This window comes from Salmonella sp. NW645 (assembly GCF_051703725.1).
Taxonomy (GTDB): Bacteria; Pseudomonadota; Gammaproteobacteria; order Enterobacterales; family Enterobacteriaceae; genus Salmonella; species Salmonella enterica.
Genome location: NZ_JAMMKR010000002.1, coordinates 372,067 through 389,853, shown reverse-complemented (window position 1 = coordinate 389,853; position 17,787 = coordinate 372,067). Strand labels below are relative to the sequence as shown.

General features: G+C 51.3%; 20 protein-coding genes and 3 tRNA genes. 13 read left to right on the top strand and 10 right to left on the bottom strand.

The genetic code is table 11. The annotated features are described in order from the left end of the window. Positions 1 to 18 precede the first annotated feature (18 nt). Together rimI and NA389_RS05715 are read right to left on the bottom strand one after the other, a co-directional pair. Positions 19 to 465 (bottom strand): ribosomal protein S18-alanine N-acetyltransferase, encoded by a 447-nt coding sequence (gene rimI, locus NA389_RS05720; protein ID WP_001092434.1) that lies wholly within the window; start codon positions 463 to 465, stop codon positions 19 to 21. Then, positions 410 to 847 carry a DNA polymerase III subunit psi gene (locus NA389_RS05715; RefSeq protein ID WP_000204003.1) on the bottom strand — a complete coding sequence of 146 codons (438 nt, stop codon included), beginning with the start codon at positions 845 to 847 and terminating at the stop codon, positions 410 to 412. The genes rimI and NA389_RS05715 overlap by 56 nt, the downstream gene beginning before the upstream one ends. 102 nt (positions 848 to 949) lie before the next feature. On the opposite strand from NA389_RS05715, the gene rsmC reads away from it, so the two are divergent. The 4 genes from rsmC (at position 950) to NA389_RS05695 (ending at position 2,487) form a co-directional block, all read left to right on the top strand. Further along, positions 950 to 1,978: a 16S rRNA (guanine(1207)-N(2))-methyltransferase RsmC gene (rsmC, locus tag NA389_RS05710; protein ID WP_001272293.1), complete on the top strand. Its 1,029-nt coding sequence runs from the start codon at positions 950 to 952 to the stop codon at positions 1,976 to 1,978. Positions 1,979 to 2,168: 190 nt separating this feature from the next. After that, positions 2,169 to 2,255, top strand: a tRNA-Leu gene (locus NA389_RS05705). Between the two features lie 27 nt (positions 2,256 to 2,282). Then, positions 2,283 to 2,369 (top strand) — tRNA-Leu (locus NA389_RS05700). 31 nt (positions 2,370 to 2,400) lie between these two features. After that, a tRNA-Leu gene (locus NA389_RS05695) sits at positions 2,401 to 2,487 on the top strand. A gap of 31 nt (positions 2,488 to 2,518) precedes the next feature. Here the strand turns inward: NA389_RS05695 and NA389_RS05690 are convergent. Then, positions 2,519 to 2,755 carry a DUF1435 domain-containing protein gene (locus NA389_RS05690; RefSeq protein WP_000941878.1) on the bottom strand — a complete coding sequence of 79 codons (237 nt, stop codon included), beginning with the start codon at positions 2,753 to 2,755 and terminating at the stop codon, positions 2,519 to 2,521. Positions 2,756 to 3,005: 250 nt separating this feature from the next. On the opposite strand from NA389_RS05690, the gene NA389_RS05685 reads away from it, so the two are divergent. From NA389_RS05685 to NA389_RS05675, 3 genes are all read left to right on the top strand, one after another. Next, on the top strand, positions 3,006 to 4,070 hold the full coding sequence (locus NA389_RS05685) for a GGDEF domain-containing protein (protein WP_000211204.1): 1,065 nt from the start codon (positions 3,006 to 3,008) through the stop codon (positions 4,068 to 4,070). 120 nt (positions 4,071 to 4,190) lie between these two features. After that, entirely contained in the window at positions 4,191 to 4,979 is a 789-nt protein-coding gene (gene fhuF / locus NA389_RS05680) for a siderophore-iron reductase FhuF (RefSeq protein ID WP_000331546.1), read from the top strand. A gap of 150 nt (positions 4,980 to 5,129) precedes the next feature. After that, positions 5,130 to 5,588 carry a YbaK/EbsC family protein gene (locus tag NA389_RS05675; protein WP_000058271.1) on the top strand — a complete coding sequence of 153 codons (459 nt, stop codon included), beginning with the start codon at positions 5,130 to 5,132 and terminating at the stop codon, positions 5,586 to 5,588. Between the two features lie 50 nt (positions 5,589 to 5,638). On the opposite strand, the gene bglJ is transcribed toward NA389_RS05675, so the two are convergent. Beyond that, entirely contained in the window at positions 5,639 to 6,313 is a 675-nt protein-coding gene (bglJ, locus tag NA389_RS05670) for a DNA-binding transcriptional activator BglJ (RefSeq protein ID WP_000431546.1), read from the bottom strand. Next, positions 6,274 to 6,999: a response regulator transcription factor gene (locus NA389_RS05665; protein ID WP_000936659.1), complete on the bottom strand. Its 726-nt coding sequence runs from the start codon at positions 6,997 to 6,999 to the stop codon at positions 6,274 to 6,276. Before NA389_RS05665 ends, bglJ begins: the two co-directional genes overlap by 40 nt. Before the next feature lie 711 nt (positions 7,000 to 7,710). Between NA389_RS05665 and NA389_RS05660 the strand changes: the two genes are divergently transcribed. The 6 genes from NA389_RS05660 (at position 7,711) to opgB (ending at position 13,446) form a co-directional block, all read left to right on the top strand. Continuing rightward, positions 7,711 to 8,487 (top strand): threonine/serine ThrE exporter family protein, encoded by a 777-nt coding sequence (locus tag NA389_RS05660; protein ID WP_001674846.1) that lies wholly within the window; start codon positions 7,711 to 7,713, stop codon positions 8,485 to 8,487. Continuing rightward, positions 8,478 to 8,951, top strand: a complete 474-nt coding sequence (locus tag NA389_RS05655; RefSeq protein WP_000511329.1) for a threonine/serine exporter — start codon at positions 8,478 to 8,480, stop codon at positions 8,949 to 8,951. Before NA389_RS05660 ends, NA389_RS05655 begins: the two co-directional genes overlap by 10 nt. A 92-nt stretch (positions 8,952 to 9,043) precedes the next feature. After that, positions 9,044 to 9,583 carry a primosomal protein DnaT gene (gene dnaT / locus NA389_RS05650; RefSeq protein WP_000098573.1) on the top strand — a complete coding sequence of 180 codons (540 nt, stop codon included), beginning with the start codon at positions 9,044 to 9,046 and terminating at the stop codon, positions 9,581 to 9,583. A 2-nt stretch (positions 9,584 to 9,585) separates the two neighbouring features. Next, complete coding sequence (gene dnaC / locus NA389_RS05645; protein WP_000799924.1) at positions 9,586 to 10,323, top strand: DNA replication protein DnaC; 738 nt, start codon at positions 9,586 to 9,588, stop codon at positions 10,321 to 10,323. Between the two features lie 57 nt (positions 10,324 to 10,380). Then, on the top strand, positions 10,381 to 10,872 hold the full coding sequence (locus NA389_RS05640) for a DUF2501 domain-containing protein (RefSeq protein ID WP_001090317.1): 492 nt from the start codon (positions 10,381 to 10,383) through the stop codon (positions 10,870 to 10,872). Between the two features lie 282 nt (positions 10,873 to 11,154). Next, positions 11,155 to 13,446 carry a phosphatidylglycerol--membrane-oligosaccharide glycerophosphotransferase gene (opgB, locus tag NA389_RS05635; protein WP_001292725.1) on the top strand — a complete coding sequence of 764 codons (2,292 nt, stop codon included), beginning with the start codon at positions 11,155 to 11,157 and terminating at the stop codon, positions 13,444 to 13,446. Between the two features lie 133 nt (positions 13,447 to 13,579). Here opgB and NA389_RS05630 read toward each other — a convergent pair whose 3' ends face one another. From NA389_RS05630 to NA389_RS05610, 5 genes are read right to left on the bottom strand one after another with little or no spacing between them, the layout of a single operon-like run. Then, positions 13,580 to 14,590, bottom strand: a complete 1,011-nt coding sequence (locus NA389_RS05630; protein ID WP_000900317.1) for an SIS domain-containing protein — start codon at positions 14,588 to 14,590, stop codon at positions 13,580 to 13,582. A 17-nt stretch (positions 14,591 to 14,607) separates the two neighbouring features. Next, entirely contained in the window at positions 14,608 to 15,669 is a 1,062-nt protein-coding gene (locus tag NA389_RS05625) for an SIS domain-containing protein (protein WP_000075414.1), read from the bottom strand. Positions 15,670 to 15,681: 12 nt separating this feature from the next. Further along, on the bottom strand, positions 15,682 to 16,530 hold the full coding sequence (locus NA389_RS05620; RefSeq protein ID WP_000178065.1) for a PTS system mannose/fructose/sorbose family transporter subunit IID: 849 nt from the start codon (positions 16,528 to 16,530) through the stop codon (positions 15,682 to 15,684). After that, positions 16,508 to 17,287 carry a PTS mannose/fructose/sorbose/N-acetylgalactosamine transporter subunit IIC gene (locus NA389_RS05615; protein ID WP_000228866.1) on the bottom strand — a complete coding sequence of 260 codons (780 nt, stop codon included), beginning with the start codon at positions 17,285 to 17,287 and terminating at the stop codon, positions 16,508 to 16,510. The genes NA389_RS05620 and NA389_RS05615 overlap by 23 nt, the downstream gene beginning before the upstream one ends. A gap of 25 nt (positions 17,288 to 17,312) precedes the next feature. Next, positions 17,313 to 17,774, bottom strand: coding sequence for a PTS sugar transporter subunit IIB (locus tag NA389_RS05610; RefSeq protein ID WP_000634729.1), 462 nt, complete (start codon positions 17,772 to 17,774; stop codon positions 17,313 to 17,315). Positions 17,775 to 17,787 lie beyond the last annotated feature (13 nt).

Sequence of the window (17,787 nt, the reverse complement as noted above, 5' to 3'; positions counted from 1 at the left end):
TACACCTTGCCTCTTTTATTACATGCTTATCGGTAACGCCATGATGATGGCGTCCTCATGCCCTTGTGCCGTGGGATAGTAATTGCGGCGAATCGTCGCCTCGTTAAACCCCAGACTTTCATACAGCGCGATGGCGGCAGCGTTAGAGGCGCGTACCTCCAGCCATAGCGTTACAACACCGCGTTTTTCCAGTTCATCAATCAGATGCTCAAGCAGCATACGCCCCAGCCCCCGACGCTGAAAATCCGGATCGACGGCAATATTGAACAGCGTCGCTTCGTCCAGCACCACCTGTGTAATGGCAAACGCGGCCATTCTGTCAGCAGCGGTCAGCTTAAGATTGAGATACCGTTCGCCCTGGTTGCCGAAAAACGTTTTTTCGCTCCACGGAAACGCATGAGCGCGTTGCTCAATCTGCCAGGCTGCGGGGAGATCGGTCGTGCTGAGGATAGAAATCGTGTTCATGTTCGCAGATTTGTTGCCATAGTGCGGCGCGTGCCGCCGGGTTTGCCCGGAGTTCATTAAACGCCGGCGTCGTGACCTGAGCGCCTTCGAGTTGGAGCGGCGCGTCAGTTCCTAACCGCCAGCTATTACAACGGCTGCCCTGCGGCAGCATGGCGACGCGCTCAGGCGCCAGGGATAAAACCTGATCGGGACTCACGGTCAACGCGCGTAAAATATCGCGCATTAGCGGCTCGTTCAGCGCGGGTAATTCCTCTGCAACCACGATCAGACGAACGTGCGCGGGAAGGGAAATCGCAATCTCGCCTTGTAGCGCGCCAGGACGTCGCAGCGCCCACTGCGTAATACCCAGTTGCTGTAACTGCCAGTCTCGTCGGGATGTCATAGCGAAACGCTCCTGTAATCAGGGGCGCAAATATAGCAAATCTGTCGAATCTCCGCCATCAAACTACTATAATCGCCGCCAGTCTGAATTAAGGAGCATTCCATGTCTGCTTTTACCCCGGCAAGTGAAGTCTTGCTGCGCCACAGTGATGATTTCGAACAAAGCCGTATTCTTTTTGCCGGAGATTTGCAGGATGACCTGCCCGCGCGCTTTGAATGCGCCGCCAGCCGCGCGTATACGCAACAGTTTCACCACTGGCAGGCGTTAAGCCGCCAGATGGGCGATAACGTCCGTTTTAGCCTGGTCGCGCAAGCCAGCGATGTCGCTGACTGCGATACGCTGATCTACTACTGGCCGAAAAATAAACCCGAAGCGCAGTTCCAGTTGATGAATATTTTGTCGCTGATGCCGGTGGGCAGCGATGTTTTCGTCGTGGGGGAAAACCGCAGCGGCGTGCGTAGCGCCGAACCGATGCTGGCGGACTATGCGCCGCTGAACAAAGTAGATAGCGCGCGACGTTGCGGCCTTTACCATGGTCGTCTGGAAAAGCAGCCGCAGTTTAGTCTTGAATCCTGGTGGGCCGAGTACAACATCGACGGGCTGACTATCAAAACGTTGCCGGGCGTATTCAGCCGCGACGGACTGGATGTCGGTAGCCAACTGCTGCTGTCTACGCTGACGCCGCACACCAAAGGTAAAGTGCTGGATGTCGGCTGCGGCGCTGGCGTGCTTTCCGCCGCGCTGGCCAGCCATTCGCCGAAAGTGCGCCTGACGCTGTGTGACGTCAGCGCTCCGGCGGTGGAAGCCAGCCGCGCCACGCTTGCCGCTAATGGCCTTGAAGGCGAGGTATTCGCCAGCAACGTCTTTTCGGAAGTCAAAGGACGTTTTGACATGATCATCTCCAACCCGCCGTTCCACGACGGAATGCAAACCAGCCTCGATGCGGCGCAAACGCTCATTCGCGGCGCAGTGCGCCATCTGAACAGCGGCGGAGAGTTACGCATCGTGGCGAACGCCTTTCTGCCCTATCCTAAAATTCTGGATGAGACTTTTGGCTTCCATGAAGTCATCGCGCAAACCGGGCGCTTTAAGGTTTATCGTACCGTGATGACCCGTCAGGCGAAGAAATAGTTGGCCTGATAAGCGCAGCGCCATCTGGTTGCATGTGCCGGATGGCGACGCCAGGCGTCTTATCCAACCTACGTCTCGCGCCCATTTTTGCAGCAATCAATCTATCCCATGCAATTAACTATTGACGAATAGCTGAAAACCACTAGAATGCGCCTCCGTGGTAGTGATTCTTTTCAAGAATCGATGGTATGCGAAGGTGGCGGAATTGGTAGACGCGCTAGCTTCAGGTGTTAGTGTCCTTACGGACGTGGGGGTTCAAGTCCCCCCCCTCGCACCAAAACCACGTTGATATTGCTCGCACTGGGCGAAGGTGGCGGAATTGGTAGACGCGCTAGCTTCAGGTGTTAGTGTTCTTACGGACGTGGGGGTTCAAGTCCCCCCCCTCGCACCAACGAGGCGATATCAAAAAGTAAGATAACTGTGCGAAGGTGGCGGAATTGGTAGACGCGCTAGCTTCAGGTGTTAGTGTCCTTACGGACGTGGGGGTTCAAGTCCCCCCCCTCGCACCAATTATCTTATCCTTCCTTTGTCTCTTCATTTTCATCCCTGATTCCAGTTCATCATTGCCAACATCATGCCGCCAATAAGCGCTATACACGATGGCAGCAGTACAAAATGCCGTAATTGTTTGTGATACAACATCAGCGCAGACAGTAGCAATCCTGATACAATCAACAGCTTCAGCGCATAAGCTGACAGGCCGATAAACGCCAGTCCAACAATAATCACTCCAGGCAATAATACGCCCCATCCGCTGCCTAACGTTCGCTGCAACATGGTTTCACCTCTGGAATTGATAATGATAACCAATATCATATGATATATTTTCTCATTTGTCAGCCAGGGAGGAAGCTAAAGAGATGAGTTTTACTTAACGGTTGATGACACGTATTCAGTAAGGTGATAAATTGTCCGACTGTTAACGTAAAAACAACAACACCTCGCTTTAGGCGACCTTTTCTCATACGTTATTTTCATGTTGGCGCCCGATTCCGTGTATATCACCGATAAATAACGACAATTACCCATGACAACACCATCCTGGCGGTCGCTTCGTATTAAGAAGTATCAGTTTTCTTTACGTCTTTTCTTGTTTCTCAACGCCGTGTCGGCGCTATTTACTCTCGTTTTCCCCCTTTATCAAATCAATGTATTTTGCACGCCAATGATTGGGATAATGGTCCTGAGCGTATTACTGTTGATATGGCATGGGAAATATGGACAAAAAAGAATTAATCTCCCCTTTATCTCCCTACTCTTTGGGGGAATATGGGCGGCGCATATTGCGCTAAAGTATCCGGCATTAGGCCATTATGATTTCTCTTTTTTACTGATTTCCCTGCTTAGCGTTCTGTTTATCGGCTCGATAGCCTTTGCCGCGAATATCGTCGCGTTTACGCTCTATTCGCTACCGCCAGTCGCGGTCTGCCTGTGGCTGAACGGTAATGAACAAGGTTTGCGAATTCTCTATTTGCTGGCCCTGCCAATGGTAGGAATCGCTATTCAACATGTTATCCAGAAACGCTACGATAACTTTGCCCAGCAGCTCATGTTTAAGCTGCTGGCCGAGCGGGAAACCCTCAATGGCCTGAGTATGCTTGATCCATTAACCGGCTTATATAACCGCCGTGGCCTGCAAAATCGGCTGGATACGTTACAGGCGCCGGGCAGCCATGAGCACTACGTTCTGCTATTGGATATCGATCATTTCAAAGCGTATAACGATCACTACGGTCATATGATGGGCGATCAGGCGTTAATTCGCGTCTCAGCGGCAATTCGGGACGCCGTGCGATCGCGCGATGTCGTCTGCCGTTTTGGCGGGGAAGAATTTCTGGTGTTGCTGACCACCGCAGAACCACAGCAAGCCCGCGCTACCGCAGAACGTATCCGACAGGAAGTATACGATCTTAAAATCCCGCATATGTTTAACGAAAGCGTCGCCACCAATGTCACTGTCAGTATCGGCATTGCGCCCCTGACGGATCGCAATATCGGAGACGCTATCGAAAAAGCGGATAAAGCGCTCTACGAAGCCAAGCATCTTGGACGTAACCACATTCTGGTCAGCGACGACATGCGCGCCCTATGAATCCTGCTGGCGTAATCGTGCTACGCCAACAGCGTTAACCATAAACCGCTTGCCATCGTTTATCGCTATCGATAGGATTAGCAATCATTATCATTTAGATTAACATCATTAAACTGCGCTATGGCCTACCGTTCCGCACCGATTGCTGACGATATTATCTGGCGAGCCGCTCCCCAGCCGGAAGACGCCTCGCTGGCGGACGCAGTACGCGAGACGATCTCCTCTACCCGTGAGCACCTGTTGGACTTCATTCGGCTGGATGAAACGCCGCCGCCAACGGCGATGACTCTTGCCCAGTGGACGCGCCCCGCGACGTTTCGTTCATTGCTGGCCGCCTATTCCGATCACATCTATCGCCACACGCCAGGCCTGCCACGTGAAAATAAGCCGTTACTCTCCCTGTGGGCGCAATGGTATATCGGGCTGATGACGCCGCCGCTGATGCTGGCATTACTGACGCAAGCGCGCGCTATCAATGTCTCGGCAGAACATATTCACGTTGAATTTCATGAAACCGGGCGCGCCGCGTGTTTCTGGCTTGATGTGCATCAGGATAACCTGGCAACGGGGCGTTCCCCGGAAGAACGAATGGAAACGCTGGTAGTCTCCGCACTACAGCCGGTCATTCAGGCGCTGGAGGCGACTGGCGACATCAACGCGAAACTTATCTGGAGCAATACCGGTTATTTAATCAACTGGTATCTGACTGAGATGAAACCGCTGCTTGGCGAAGCCCTGCTGGCAACGCTACGCCAGCGCTGTTTTTTTGAAAAGCAGCTATCCGACGGTCAGGATAACCCGCTGTGGCGGACCGTCGTAATGCGCGACGGTCTTCTGGTACGCAGAACCTGCTGTCAACGTTACCGCTTACCTGATGTACAGCAGTGCGGCGACTGCACGCTAAAGTAAACCGCTTTACGCTACCTTCAGTTATCGTCACGGCTTACTGCTGCTGGCCTGTCACATTATTATATTTACAGCGGCGCTCTCCGTATGCCAAATTACGTTTTGCCATTTTTGGGTCTACCGTGGCTATTGGTAAGGTCTCAGGAGAGAAGAATGAGTCTGCAATCTGTACGGCAATTTCTGGCCGATCATGCTCCCGATATTGAAATTATCGAATTAAATCAAAGTACAGCGACTGTCGAACTGGCAGCCAAAGCGCACAATGTAGAGCCAGGGCAGATAGCTAAAACGCTCTCGCTTAAAGTAAAAGACACTATTATCCTGGTGGTCGCTAAAGGCGATGCCCGCCTGGATAATAAGAAGCTTAAAAGCACTTTCGGCGCAAAAGCCCGTATGTTGAGCAGCGATGAAGTGGTCAATGCAACCGGACATCCTGTCGGCGGCGTATGTCCCTTTGGGCTGGAGCACCCGCTGCCCGTTTATTGCGACATCTCTCTGAAGGGGTATAACGAAGTATTGCCTGCCGCAGGCGCCACGCACAGCGCGGTACGCATCACGCCGGAAAGAATGGCTGAACTGACATCGGCGACCTGGGTAGACGTGTGCCAATAACGTGCCTGACACCCGGATTCCCCGAACAAGCACGGCGCATCCGGCGCGGGCTATACCCGATGCTGGAGCGCGGTAGCATCGCCGGCGCGCAGATATAACAGAATATCCGCTGCATCGAGTAACCCGGCATCAGAACTCACGCCCAGCTTGGACATCACATTAAACTTATGCGCCCGGATAGTCTTAATGTTACGTTCTAACTGGACGGCAATTTGCGGCATTGAGTAGCCGTTCGACATAAAACGCAGAATCTCCCGCTCGGTTGGACTAAGCATACAATTCTGGTGAAGTTCCCAAAGATTATCTGTACGCTCCGTTGTCCGCCGGGCGCTATTAAGCGATGTAAATAAGGCATCCTGTAAAACATCCAACGGCGACGCTTTGCTGATGACCCCATCCAGCGGCAGCGGGGATAGCGCGCTGATTAAGCGGGCTTCAGCATCATCATCTGCAATCACCAGACGCCGCATATGGGGATAATTTATCGCCAGTTCCGTCAGGCTGGATAATCCTGTCCGGCGTTCAGTTCTTAACGCAGAAAGAGAAAAAATAACGGCAGAAAACGGCGTCTTTAGCGCAGCCTTATAAAACGCGGATGGTTTTGAAAAAATATGAAGCGTATGTCGGCAATCCGGCATTGCATCAAATAGCCCTTTAATACCAATGGTGCTCATCACGCATTTTTCTACGAGCGCAACATTTCTCTTGCTGATTCTGTTTTCCATTCCATGGTTTCTCCATATACCGAAGGTAGGTTCAATTCTCTGGCTCCCTGAGAACTGTTTATCCATGCATACATCTCTGCATTACTGTGTATTGATAAGCGTCGCATGGCGCTATTTTTTTGGGCGCTAATTGTTTTATTACTTTTTTTAAGCAATGCCGCAATTTGGTTAATGCCCCACCCTTTTCCTAAAAGGCGTAATACTTTTCGTTCAGACAGCGTAAGGACAATCGGCCTGTCGTGGGACTGCTGAATTTCAGACGGTACCTGAGGCGATAATAACGTTTTGCTTATTCTTTCTGAACGAGCGTTTCCCGCATGGATAACGCTAATAAGATTCTCGATTGGCTCTTCGTCTGAAAGCAAGGTGCTGACGGGGCCCATCAGGAGATCAACCGCATGTGGATAGCTGGATTTAGGAACCAGAAATACCCAATGTATGTCGCGATATTGCGAGAGTAAGCTATAAAAATATTCGCAGATAGCACGGGGAGAGGCATTGTTAACTGCTAAATCAGCAATAACTAAATTACTTCGACGTAGTTGTAGCAGCGTTAGCTCTTCTATCGTACGGCAATACGCCAGTTTATAATCGGGGAAATTACCTGTTATAGCCCCTTTAAGGCCTTCCTGTATAAGGGGGGTTTTACTGATAATAAGTCCATTTTTGCAGCATCCTGGCAGCATAATTCCTCCGCACCCACGCCGCCCCTTTTCATTGTCCCATTAATAAAAATACTATTAACAATGAGCGCAAAGAAATATAAGCCGAGTGGATTAATTATCCTTGTTTTATTTTTAAAAATATAACATTGATTGCGCTACAATCCACATAGCACAAAAACATGAAATCACTATCGCATAGTTACTCATAAAACCAGAAGCAAGACAATTAAATTAACTAAATTTGCACATTAGTAATTCTAACGAAACTCATCATATTAATAAATTTAAAATATGAGTTCGTCCTTCATTCATATTGCTGAATCCTGAAATAAAAGCCCAACAATACTGACTGTCACCCATAAAATCCATGTAATATCTGCAAATTACACTAAGTCACGCCTATTTTTACACCTGCTGCTCACGCCATTGTTGTAAAACGATTAATGCATATCGTTGATAAAATTCACCACATCATTGATTCAAAAATGAACGGCCAGGCTGGCATAATGTCTCTATTCTGGAAACGGACATACGAGAACCGTCGCCCATAAGGATATCCTGCCTGTGACGAAGCGCACGTCTCAGGAAACTTATGCGTTGCGCCTGGCGGTTGACGTTTTTATCAACAAGAAATTGATCTTAACCAACGCCATCATGCCTGCGCTTCGTGTTAAAAAGGAAGCCTCTGTCATAGTGGCGGCGCATAAAATGTCTTTTCGGACAGGACGAGTCATGCAAGAAGAGCAATCAATTCAACGAGCAGTAACACGGTTATGTATTCAATGCGGGCTGTTTTTATTGCAGCACGGGGCGGAAAGCGCACTGGTTGATGAGCTTTCCACCCGCCTCGGTTTGGCGCTCGGTATGGATAGCGTCGAAAGCGCGATCTCCTCTAACGCCATTGTCCTGACGACCATTAAAGACGGACAATGTCTGACATCGACACGTAAAAACCAGGATCGCGGCATTAATATGCACGTCGTCACGGAGGTTCAGCATATCGTTATCCTCGCGGAACATCGTCTGCTGGATTACAAAGGCGTGGAAAAACGTTTTAGCCAGCTCCGCCCGCTGCGTTATCCGCGCTGGCTGGTGGCGTTTATGGTCGGTCTTTCCTGCTCCTGCTTTTGTAAGCTGAATAATGGCGGCTGGGATGGCGCGGTTATCACCTTTTTCGCCAGTATGATAGCCATGTATATTCGCCAGATGCTGGCGCAGCGGCATTTACATCCGCAGATCAATTTTTGCATTACCGCCTTTGTTGCTACCACGATTTCCGGGCTGATGCTCACCCTCCCCGCCTTTAGCCAGACGCCCACTATCGCCATGGCGGCGAGCGTACTGCTACTGGTGCCGGGCTTTCCGCTGATTAATTCCGTCGCAGATATGTTTAAAGGACATATTAATACCGGGCTGGCGCGCTGGGCTATCGCCAGCCTGTTGACACTGGCCACCTGTGTGGGCGTAGTGATGTCAATGACAGTATGGGGGCTACGAGGATGGGTATAATCGACTTTTTACTGGCGCTAATGCAGGACATGATCTTGTCTGCGATCCCCGCCGTCGGGTTTGCGATGGTCTTTAATGTTCCCCACCGGGCACTTCCGTGGTGCGCGCTACTGGGGGCGCTGGGTCATGGCTCGCGTATGCTGATGATGAGCGCTGGCTTTAATATCGAATGGTCGACGTTTATGGCTTCGCTGCTGGTCGGCAGTATTGGTATTCAGTGGTCACGCTGGTATCTCGCTCACCCTAAAGTGTTTACCGTCGCGGCCGTGATCCCGATGTTTCCGGGGATTTCCGCCTATACCGCGATGATTTCCGCAGTAAAAATTAGCCATCTGGGCTATAGCGAACCGATGATGATTACGCTGCTAACCAATTTTCTGAAAGCCTCTTCCATTGTTGGCGCGCTCTCAATTGGCCTCTCTGTACCGGGATTATGGCTGTACCGCAAACGCCCCCGCGTGTGATCGGTGGAACGCCTCCTGCTGTTCTTACAGGTCTGTGTGGTACTATAAAAACAGTCGCCCTTCTCGGTTGTTGTTCCATATTGAGAAACATTATGTCTTCCAGAATTTTAACGTCGGACGTCATCGGTATTGACGCCCTTTTACACGATCATCATGCTGTGCTGGCGAAGTCAACGGGCGGCGCAGTGGCGGTATTCGCTAATAATGCGCCTGCCTTTTATGCCGTGACGCCTGCACGCATGGCTGAACTGCTGGCGCTTGAAGAAAAGTTATCACGTCCGGGAAGCGATGTGGCGTTAGACGCGCAATTTTACGAAGAACCCGAAGCCGCCCCCGTTGCGATTCCCTGCGGAAAATTCGCCATGTATCCAGCCTGGCAACCGGATGCGGATTTTCAGCGTCAGGCTGCCCTTTGGGGCGTGGCGCTTCGGGAGCCGGTCACCGCAGAAGAGCTGGCGGCGTTTATCGCCTACTGGCAGGCGGAAGGTAAGGTTTTTCACCATATCCAGTGGCAGCAAAAGCTGGCGCGCAGCGTGCAAATCAGCCGTTCCAGCAATGGCGGAATGCCGCAGCGCGACATCAATAGCGTCAGCGAACCTGACAATCATATTCCACCAGGTTTTAGGGGGTAACGATGAAAAATGTTGGCGACCTGATGCAGCGTCTACAAAAAATGATGCCTGCGCATATTACACCGGCGTTTAAAACGGGCGAAGAACTGCTGGCGTGGCAGAAAGAGCAAGGCGAGATCCGGGCGGCGGCGCTGGCGCGGGAAAATCGGGCGATGAAAATGCAGCGCACCTTTAACCGTTCCGGCATTCGACCGCTGCATCAAAACTGTTCGTTTGATAACTATCGGGTTGAGTGCGACGGACAAATGAACGCGTTAAGCAAAGCCCGACAGTACGTTGATGAATTTGACGGCAATATCGCCAGCTTTGTCTTTTCTGGCAAGCCTGGAACCGGTAAAAACCATCTCGCCGCAGCTATTTGTAACGAGCTGCTGCTGCGCGGAAAGTCGGTACTGATTATCACCGTAGCGGATATTATGTCAGCGATGAAAGACACGTTCAGCAATCGGGAAACCAGCGAAGAGCAGTTGCTTAACGATCTGAGTAACGTTGATCTGCTGGTGATCGACGAGATCGGCGTGCAGACCGAATCCCGCTATGAAAAAGTGATCATCAATCAAATTGTCGATCGTCGTTCCTCGTCAAAACGTCCCACCGGCATGTTGACGAACAGCAATATGGAAGAGATGACGAAAATGCTTGGCGAACGCGTCATGGACCGTATGCGCCTCGGCAACAGTTTATGGGTTAATTTTACCTGGGACAGTTACCGCAGCCGGGTGACGGGTAAAGAGTATTAAATTGCAACGTGCGCCAGGGCGATACAACGCCTGGCTGGCATAACACAGGTGATTACCATGAATACAGCGAAACATGTTCTGTGCTGCGCGGCAGTCGCCTGCGTACTGATTTCCACCAGCGGTATCGCCGCCTCCTGGCAGGATTCGCTTTCCAGCGCCGCCAGTCAGTTAAGCGCTCAGGGCGCGAACTCACAGCAGGGCGGGATGTCGCTTTCGGCGCTAACCGGTCTGCTCAGCAACGGCGCCCAGTCGCTCAGCGCCGATAATATGAATAATGCCGCCGGTATTTTGCAGTACTGCGCCAAACAGAAGCTGGCGTCCGCTACCAACGTGGAAAACGTTAAAAATCAGATTCTGAACAAGTTGGGGTTGGATACTACACAGCAGGAGCAGGACACTAACTACCTGAACGGCCTGCAAGGGTTGCTCAAGACGAAGGACGGCCAGCAGTTGAACCTCAATAATATCGGCAGTACGCCGCTGGCGGAAAAGGTGAAAACCAAAGCTTGCGATCTGGTGTTGCAGCAAGGGCTGAATTTCCTCTCCTGACTGCGCTTTTCTGACCGTGCGCCACGCCGGGACGCCCTGTTAAAAGCCGTGTTTTGGCCCTTTACCCGCCAGCACGGCATTAACCCGACTTTTCCTTTCGTCTTTTCCTGTTATTAACCGCTATGTCAGGAAGTGATGCCGATCAAAAAAACAACTTTCTAAACTCATTCTAAATAATAGCGCCGTGTAAAGTCATTAGAATTGCAGCAATGTGACATCGTTATTACATTGTTAGAAATTTTTTCCTGCCAGCGATAAGCCTGGTTTATTGAGGATCGTCAGTTGTCCGAGTTGCTCTCTGTCGCTCTGTTTCTCGCCTCTGTGCTGATATATGCCTGGAAGGCGGGCCGTAACACCTGGTGGTTTGCCGCCACTCTCACGGTGCTGGGACTTTTTGTCATTCTGAATATTACCCTGTATGCCAGCGACTATTTTACCGGCGACGGGATCAACGACGCAGTGCTTTATACGCTCACGAATAGTCTGACGGGAGCGGGAGTCGGCAAATATATTCTGCCGGGAATCGGCATTGCCCTGGCGTTAGTGGCGGTATTCGGCGCGCTGGGATGGGTACTACGCCGCCGCCGTCACCATCCGCATCATGTCGGTTACAGCCTGCTGGCGTTACTGCTGGCGTTGGGTTCTGTCGACGCCAGCCCGGCGTTTCGCCAGATCACCGAACTGGTAAAATCACAAATGCGCGATGGCGATCCGGATTTTGCCGTTTATTATAAAGAACCAGCAAAAACCATTCCTAATCCGAAGCTCAATCTGGTCTATATCTACGGCGAGAGCCTGGAACGGACCTATTTTGATAATGACGCTTTCCCCAATCTCACGCCAGAGTTGGGCGCGCTGAAAAATGAAGGGCTGGATTTCAGCCATACCATGCAACTGCCGGGAACGGATTACACCATCGCCGGGATGGTGGCTTCCCAGTGCGGTATTCCGCTGTTTGCGCCGTTTGAGGGCAATGCCTCAGCGTCGGTTTCTAGCTTCTTCCCGCAGAATATCTGCCTCGGCGATATTCTGAAAAACTCCGGCTACCAGAACTATTTCGTGCAGGGCGCTAACCTGCGTTTTGCCGGGAAAGACGTATTCCTGAAATCACACGGATTTGATCATCTGTATGGCGCTGAAGAGCTAAAAACGGTGGTGGCGGACCCGTCTTATCGTAACGACTGGGGCTTCTACGACGATACGGTGCTTGATGAGGCATGGAAGAAATTTGAAGCGCTTTCCCGCTCAGGCCAGCGGTTTTCGCTGTTTACGCTGACCGTAGATACTCACCACCCGGACGGGTTTATCTCACGCACCTGCAACCGTAAACGCTACGATTACGACGGCAAGCCCAACCAGTCCTTTAGCGCCGTAAGTTGCAGCCAGGAAAACATCGCCGAGTTTATCAACAAAATCAAAGCGTCACCGTGGTTTAAAGATACCGTTATCGTCGTCTCTTCCGACCATCTGGCGATGAACAATACGGCCTGGAAATACCTGAATAAGCAAGATCGCAACAATCTGTTTTTCATTCTGCGCGGCGATAAACCGCAGCAGGAGACGCTGGCGGTCAAACGCAACACGATGGACAACGGCGCAACGGTGCTGGATATTCTCGGCGGCGATAATTTTATCGGTCTGGGACGTAGCAGCCTTTCCGGGCAGTCGCTGTCGGAAGTGTTCCTGAATGTAAAAGAGAAAGTGCTGGCGATGAAGCCGGATATCATTCGCCTGTGGAATTTCCCGAAAGAGATAAAAGATTTTACCGTCGATCGGGACAAAAACATGATCGCGTTTTCCGGGAGCCACTTCCGCCTGCCGTTACTACTGCGCGTATCGGATAAGCGCGTCGAGCCGTTACCGGAAAGTGAATACTCCGCTCCGCTACGGTTCCAGTTGGCCGACTTCGCCCCGCGCGATAATTTCGTTTGGATCGATCGCTGCTACAAAATGGCGCAGCTATGGGCGCCGGCGCTGGCGCTCTCCACCGACTGGTGCGTCTCGCAGGGGCAGCTTGGCGGGCAGCAAACCGTACAGCATGTCGATAAAGCGCAGTGGCAGGGTAAGACGGCGTTTAAAGACACGATGATCGATATGGAACGCTACAAAGGCAACGTCGATACCTTAAAGATTGTCGATAACGATATTCGTTATAAAGCCGATAGCTTTATCTTTAATGTCGCGGGCGCGCCGGAGGAGGTGAAGCAGTTTAGCGGCATTTCCCGGCCGGAGTCCTGGGGGCGCTGGTCAAATGCGCAGTTGGGCGATGAGGTTAAAATCGAATATAAAGCGCCGCTGCCGAAAAAGTTTGATCTGGTGATCACCGCCAAAGCCTTCGGCGACAACGCGAATCGGCCGATTCCGGTACGTGTAGGCAACGAAGAACAGACGCTGGTGCTGGGTCACGATGTGTCCACTATCACGCTGCATTTCAACAACCCGACGGACGCGAATACCTTAGTCATTGCGCCGCCCGCTCCCGTCTCCACCAACGAAGGTAATATTTTGGGCCATTCGCCGCGCAAATTGGGGATTGGCATGGTGGAGATCAAAGTGGTGAATGTTGAGGGTTAAAAGAGAATGTCATATATGCCGGGTGGCGGCTGCGCCTTACCCGGCCTACACATCATCTTTATCAATAAACTGGCGCACAGGCCTGATAAGCGAAGCGCCATCAGGCACTGTATATGCTACACGCCCCTTTCTGTTAATAATCGAACTGACGGTAGTAACGACGAATATCCAGACTGTGGCCGGTATATTTCTCGAAGTGCGCCGCCAGCCGATCAACCAGCAGTGTCGAGACGACGCAGGGCGCCATGATCCAGCGGAACTCATCATCAATGCCGTCCAGCGCATACGCTTTCGGATCAATCACCACCAGGTTATCGGTAATCTTACTGGCGAAGCGCTCAACGCGTTCATCCAGCGCGCGGCATTTCCCTTCCCCTTTCACCAGAATGAGCGGCACCTCTTTTTCCAGCAGCTCCAGAGCGCCGTGGAAAAATTCCGCAGAGCTGACGGGGCGCGTGCGCTTCCACTGCATCTCTTCCAGGATACACATGGAGAACAGATAGACCTCGCCCCACATCTCCGCGCCGCCGACCCACATCATATAATCGCTGTTATGATAACGGCTGGCGATAGCATCAGCCTGCGGATCAAATTTTTGTTTCGCTTTCAGCAGATTCGCCGGCAGAATTTCCAGTTGGCTGGCGAAGCGATCGTAACTGGCGAATTCGTTATTGCGCGACAGCACGCGGAAAAACAGCCAGTACAGCAGCATATATTCATATTCCACGCCATTTTTGTGACGCATCGGAATATGCCATGTCGCCGCCTGCGCCAGCGGAGAGTCCGCATTTTTGGTAATGGCGACTACGCGTATTCCCTGCACTTTACACCACTCGGCGATCGCCACCGATTCTTTGGTATCACCGGATTTAGACAGCGTAACAACCACAGAGTCTTTATTCAGCCGCTTATTTCCTTTATGAATTAATTCTGCCGCCTGCTCAACATAAACCGGCAACGTTGTTAATTCTTTGGCAAATTCATTAATTGCCATCATTGGCGCCAGTGAACCGCCAACAGAGGCGAAAAATAAAGAACTGAACCCGTCCTGATAAATCTCGTCAGCAACCTGTTCTGCCTTCTGGCGCGCAGCGATGATCTCACGAGCACTCGTCAGGTACTCGTCCTGATTAAAACCCAACATATTTTTCTCCTGATTGTTCAGATTTTACTTTTTAAAACGCGATCGAAATCGTCAAAAATGCGTACCGAAAGGTCGATGCCTTTCAGTGAGGCGATATGAAACGCCATGAGTTGTACCGGCACAATCAACAGCAATGGCGAGAAATGGTGATCAACCGCTACATCCAGCGCAAGCGTCTGGTCATCCTGCGCCGCCTTCGCCAGCGTGAGAGTAAAGGTTTTGGCGACCGCAGGCGTCATATACTCCCGTAGCGCCCTGGAGCGCGCGTCGGGCCGGTCCTCAAAGAAGAACATCACATGTTCCGCATTGGCTTCCAGATACGGGCCGTGCATATAGGCTTCCAGCTCAAACCCGCTTGAGGGAACACGCACCGTCTCGGTAAATTTAGTTTCCAACTCTTTTGCCACCCCAACCAGCGCGCCGTAGCCTATCGCCACAAAACGCGTCCCGTTTCGTAAAACGGACTGGTGCTGGTGAATAAACGCTTCCGTACGCACGATAACCAACGGCAGGGTTGCCGCGATGCGTTGAAGCTGCGCCACATACTCCTCGACCTGCGATTCCGTCAGTCGCTGCTGCTGACGGGCAATTAACAACGCGATAAGCAACAGATTCAGTACCGTCGCGCTAAATCCACGGGTAACAAAGCCGACGGACTCAATCCCGGTCAGAATATCCAGTGGATAATCGCTGGCCTTGCCAAGAGGGCTTTGCGGATCGGCGGTCAGAGCGAATACCGGACGTCCCTGCGCCTGAACTTTACGCATCGCCTCCAGGGTAGAAGCGCTTTTCCCGCTCTGGGAAATAGCAATAACCATATCGGCTTGCGGATCGCTATTCTCATACTGACTAAAGGTGTACGGCTCTTTAATATCGATAGAGATACCGCAGCGCTCAAAGAAATAACGGGCGCAAAAGGCGGCATTCAATGACGATCCGGTGGCTAATATCAGGATTCGTCGTAACGTTTTTTGGCTGGCGAACCGCGATACTTCTTCCAGCGACTGGCGATGGCGGAAAATAATATTCGCCAGGACGTCAGACTCTTCGTTAATATAGGTCAGCATGGTTGGTGACATTGTGTATCCCTCTTAAAATAACCCTATCCAGGAACCGAAAATTCCCACCAGCGCAATACCGCCAATGATGGTTAACGGTTTCACTTTTTTCCCTAACAGCCAGTACACAATGGCGAAGCTAATTAACGGCAGCAGACAAGGCATGATGTCGTTAATAATGTCCTGAACATGGGTTTTCGCCTCTCCCGTACCAAACGTAATGGGAATGGTGATATCAATCATGGAGGCCGTCATCGCGCCAACCACCATCAGACCGATAATCGAGGCGCCATAGGTTAGGCTTTCCATCATTCCGCTTTGCTGAATACGTTGCAGTACGCCGGTTCCCAGCACATAGCCCCAGCGGGTAAAGAACCATCGGGCCAGAATATGCGGTACGTTAAACACCAGCAGAAATAAAATCGGCCCCAGAATATTGCCTTTCAGCGCCAGACTGGTACCGATGCCAGTGGCGATAAGACGCAATGTTCCCCAGAAAAAAGAGTCGCCAATACCCGCCAGCGGCCCCATTAACGACGCTTTGACGTTATCGATAGAACTGGCGTCCATCTCTTTTTGCTGGCTATTTTTCTCCTCCATCGCCACGGTAATACCGAGGATCAACGTCACAATGTGCGGCGTGGTATTAAAGAAAGCCAGATGGCGTTTTAGCGCTTCGGCAAGATCTTCTTTTCGGCTATACAGTTTCTTTAATACCGGAATGAGCGTATAGACGAACGCCAGGTTCATTTGCCGTTCATAGTTCCAGGAAAACTCCATCTGGAATGACCGCCAGAAGACGCGGCGTAAATCACGCGCGGTGACCAGACCAGTGGTTTCCGCCTGCTGGCGGTCTTTATCAGAAATCATCTTCATCGTCATGAGACGCTCCTTGCGCAGGTGCCGGTTGCGAGGCCGCAAATTTCGGCATATTGACCATCACGACGGCGACGATCGCGCCAAGAATCGCAATCCCCGTCACCGGAATTTTTAAATATGCCATTAAGACAAAACCGAGGAAAAAATAGGGGGCGACCTTTTTATTAATTAATAAGCGCGCCAGCATGGCAAAACCCAGCGCGGGAATAATACCGGTGGCAACGCTTAATCCATGTTTAATAAACTCTGGAATGGCATCCAGAAAACCTTTAACCATATTCACGCCCGCTAAATAAGAGACCGTGACGATAATCCCCAACGTCAGCGACAGCCCAATGCCGGAGATTAAATGCATACGCTCAATGCCCCGGGTATCCCCTACCTCAGCGTAAGCATCGGCTTTATGACAGAGCAACGGAATAAACATTCCGTTATAGATATTTTTCACAATTAACGCCAGTGTCGCGATAGGCAAACCTAATAACAGCGCGGTTTCCGCCCCGGCGCCGGAATTAATCGCAAAGGCCACACCTAAAATACCGCCAGTGACCACATCCGGCGGCAGCGACGCGCCCACCGAAAAGGAACCGATAAACGCCAACTCCAGCGTCGCGCCCATCACAATTCCGGTTTCCATGTCGCCCAGCACCAGTCCGGTTAACAGTCCGGTCACGATAGGTCTGGAAATCAGCGACGTCCCTAATGCATATTCAGACTGGGCGATAAACGCCACCAGTCCAAGTAAAAGCGCCTCTACCATAATATGTCCTCAGGAGGGTATCCGCTCAGGCAAAAAGTTGTTTACGATCGTTAGGCACCAGCCGAATTTCTATCTCTACTCCGCCAGCCGCCAGCTCCCGAAGTTGAGTCATTTCATCCGCTAACAGATTGATGGCTTTAGCAATATTCTGACTCCCTTCACGCACCTTCGTGCCGCCTAAATTAATACTTTTAATGTCGGGTAATTCGCGCGCCAGCCGGTACGCATCCGCCACGGATTCAACAACAATAAAAAGTTTATATTTATCGGTAACGCCGCTTTTTATCGCTTCAATTGAATCGGCAATATTTTTAATAACCAGCTTCACCGCGGGCGGCTTCGCCATTTTAATGGTGGTTTTACGCAGGTCATCATTAGGTACGCTGTCGTTGGCAATTAAAATACAGTCGGCGCCAACGTACTGCGTCCAGGAAAAGGCGACCTGTCCATGTAATAAACGATGATCCACCCGTAAAAAAACAATCATGACGCTTCCTCCC

What these genes read in the sequence shown, in the direction of transcription:
- rimI (WP_001092434.1), bottom strand. Translation starts at nt 465, where the DNA reads ATGAACACGATTTCTATCCTCAGCACGACCGATCTCCCCGCAGCCTGG.
- NA389_RS05715 (WP_000204003.1), bottom strand. Translation starts at nt 847, where the DNA reads ATGACATCCCGACGAGACTGGCAGTTACAGCAACTGGGTATTACGCAG.
- rsmC (WP_001272293.1), top strand. Translation starts at nt 950, where the DNA reads ATGTCTGCTTTTACCCCGGCAAGTGAAGTCTTGCTGCGCCACAGTGAT.
- NA389_RS05690 (WP_000941878.1), bottom strand. Translation starts at nt 2,755, where the DNA reads ATGTTGCAGCGAACGTTAGGCAGCGGATGGGGCGTATTATTGCCTGGA.
- NA389_RS05685 (WP_000211204.1), top strand. Translation starts at nt 3,006, where the DNA reads ATGACAACACCATCCTGGCGGTCGCTTCGTATTAAGAAGTATCAGTTT.
- fhuF (WP_000331546.1), top strand. Translation starts at nt 4,191, where the DNA reads ATGGCCTACCGTTCCGCACCGATTGCTGACGATATTATCTGGCGAGCC.
- NA389_RS05675 (WP_000058271.1), top strand. Translation starts at nt 5,130, where the DNA reads ATGAGTCTGCAATCTGTACGGCAATTTCTGGCCGATCATGCTCCCGAT.
- bglJ (WP_000431546.1), bottom strand. Translation starts at nt 6,313, where the DNA reads ATGGAAAACAGAATCAGCAAGAGAAATGTTGCGCTCGTAGAAAAATGC.
- NA389_RS05665 (WP_000936659.1), bottom strand. Translation starts at nt 6,999, where the DNA reads ATGCTGCCAGGATGCTGCAAAAATGGACTTATTATCAGTAAAACCCCC.
- NA389_RS05660 (WP_001674846.1), top strand. Translation starts at nt 7,711, where the DNA reads ATGCAAGAAGAGCAATCAATTCAACGAGCAGTAACACGGTTATGTATT.
- NA389_RS05655 (WP_000511329.1), top strand. Translation starts at nt 8,478, where the DNA reads ATGGGTATAATCGACTTTTTACTGGCGCTAATGCAGGACATGATCTTG.
- dnaT (WP_000098573.1), top strand. Translation starts at nt 9,044, where the DNA reads ATGTCTTCCAGAATTTTAACGTCGGACGTCATCGGTATTGACGCCCTT.
- dnaC (WP_000799924.1), top strand. Translation starts at nt 9,586, where the DNA reads ATGAAAAATGTTGGCGACCTGATGCAGCGTCTACAAAAAATGATGCCT.
- NA389_RS05640 (WP_001090317.1), top strand. Translation starts at nt 10,381, where the DNA reads ATGAATACAGCGAAACATGTTCTGTGCTGCGCGGCAGTCGCCTGCGTA.
- NA389_RS05630 (WP_000900317.1), bottom strand. Translation starts at nt 14,590, where the DNA reads ATGTTGGGTTTTAATCAGGACGAGTACCTGACGAGTGCTCGTGAGATC.
- NA389_RS05625 (WP_000075414.1), bottom strand. Translation starts at nt 15,669, where the DNA reads ATGTCACCAACCATGCTGACCTATATTAACGAAGAGTCTGACGTCCTG.
- NA389_RS05620 (WP_000178065.1), bottom strand. Translation starts at nt 16,530, where the DNA reads ATGACGATGAAGATGATTTCTGATAAAGACCGCCAGCAGGCGGAAACC.
- NA389_RS05615 (WP_000228866.1), bottom strand. Translation starts at nt 17,287, where the DNA reads ATGGTAGAGGCGCTTTTACTTGGACTGGTGGCGTTTATCGCCCAGTCT.
- NA389_RS05610 (WP_000634729.1), bottom strand. Translation starts at nt 17,774, where the DNA reads ATGATTGTTTTTTTACGGGTGGATCATCGTTTATTACATGGACAGGTC.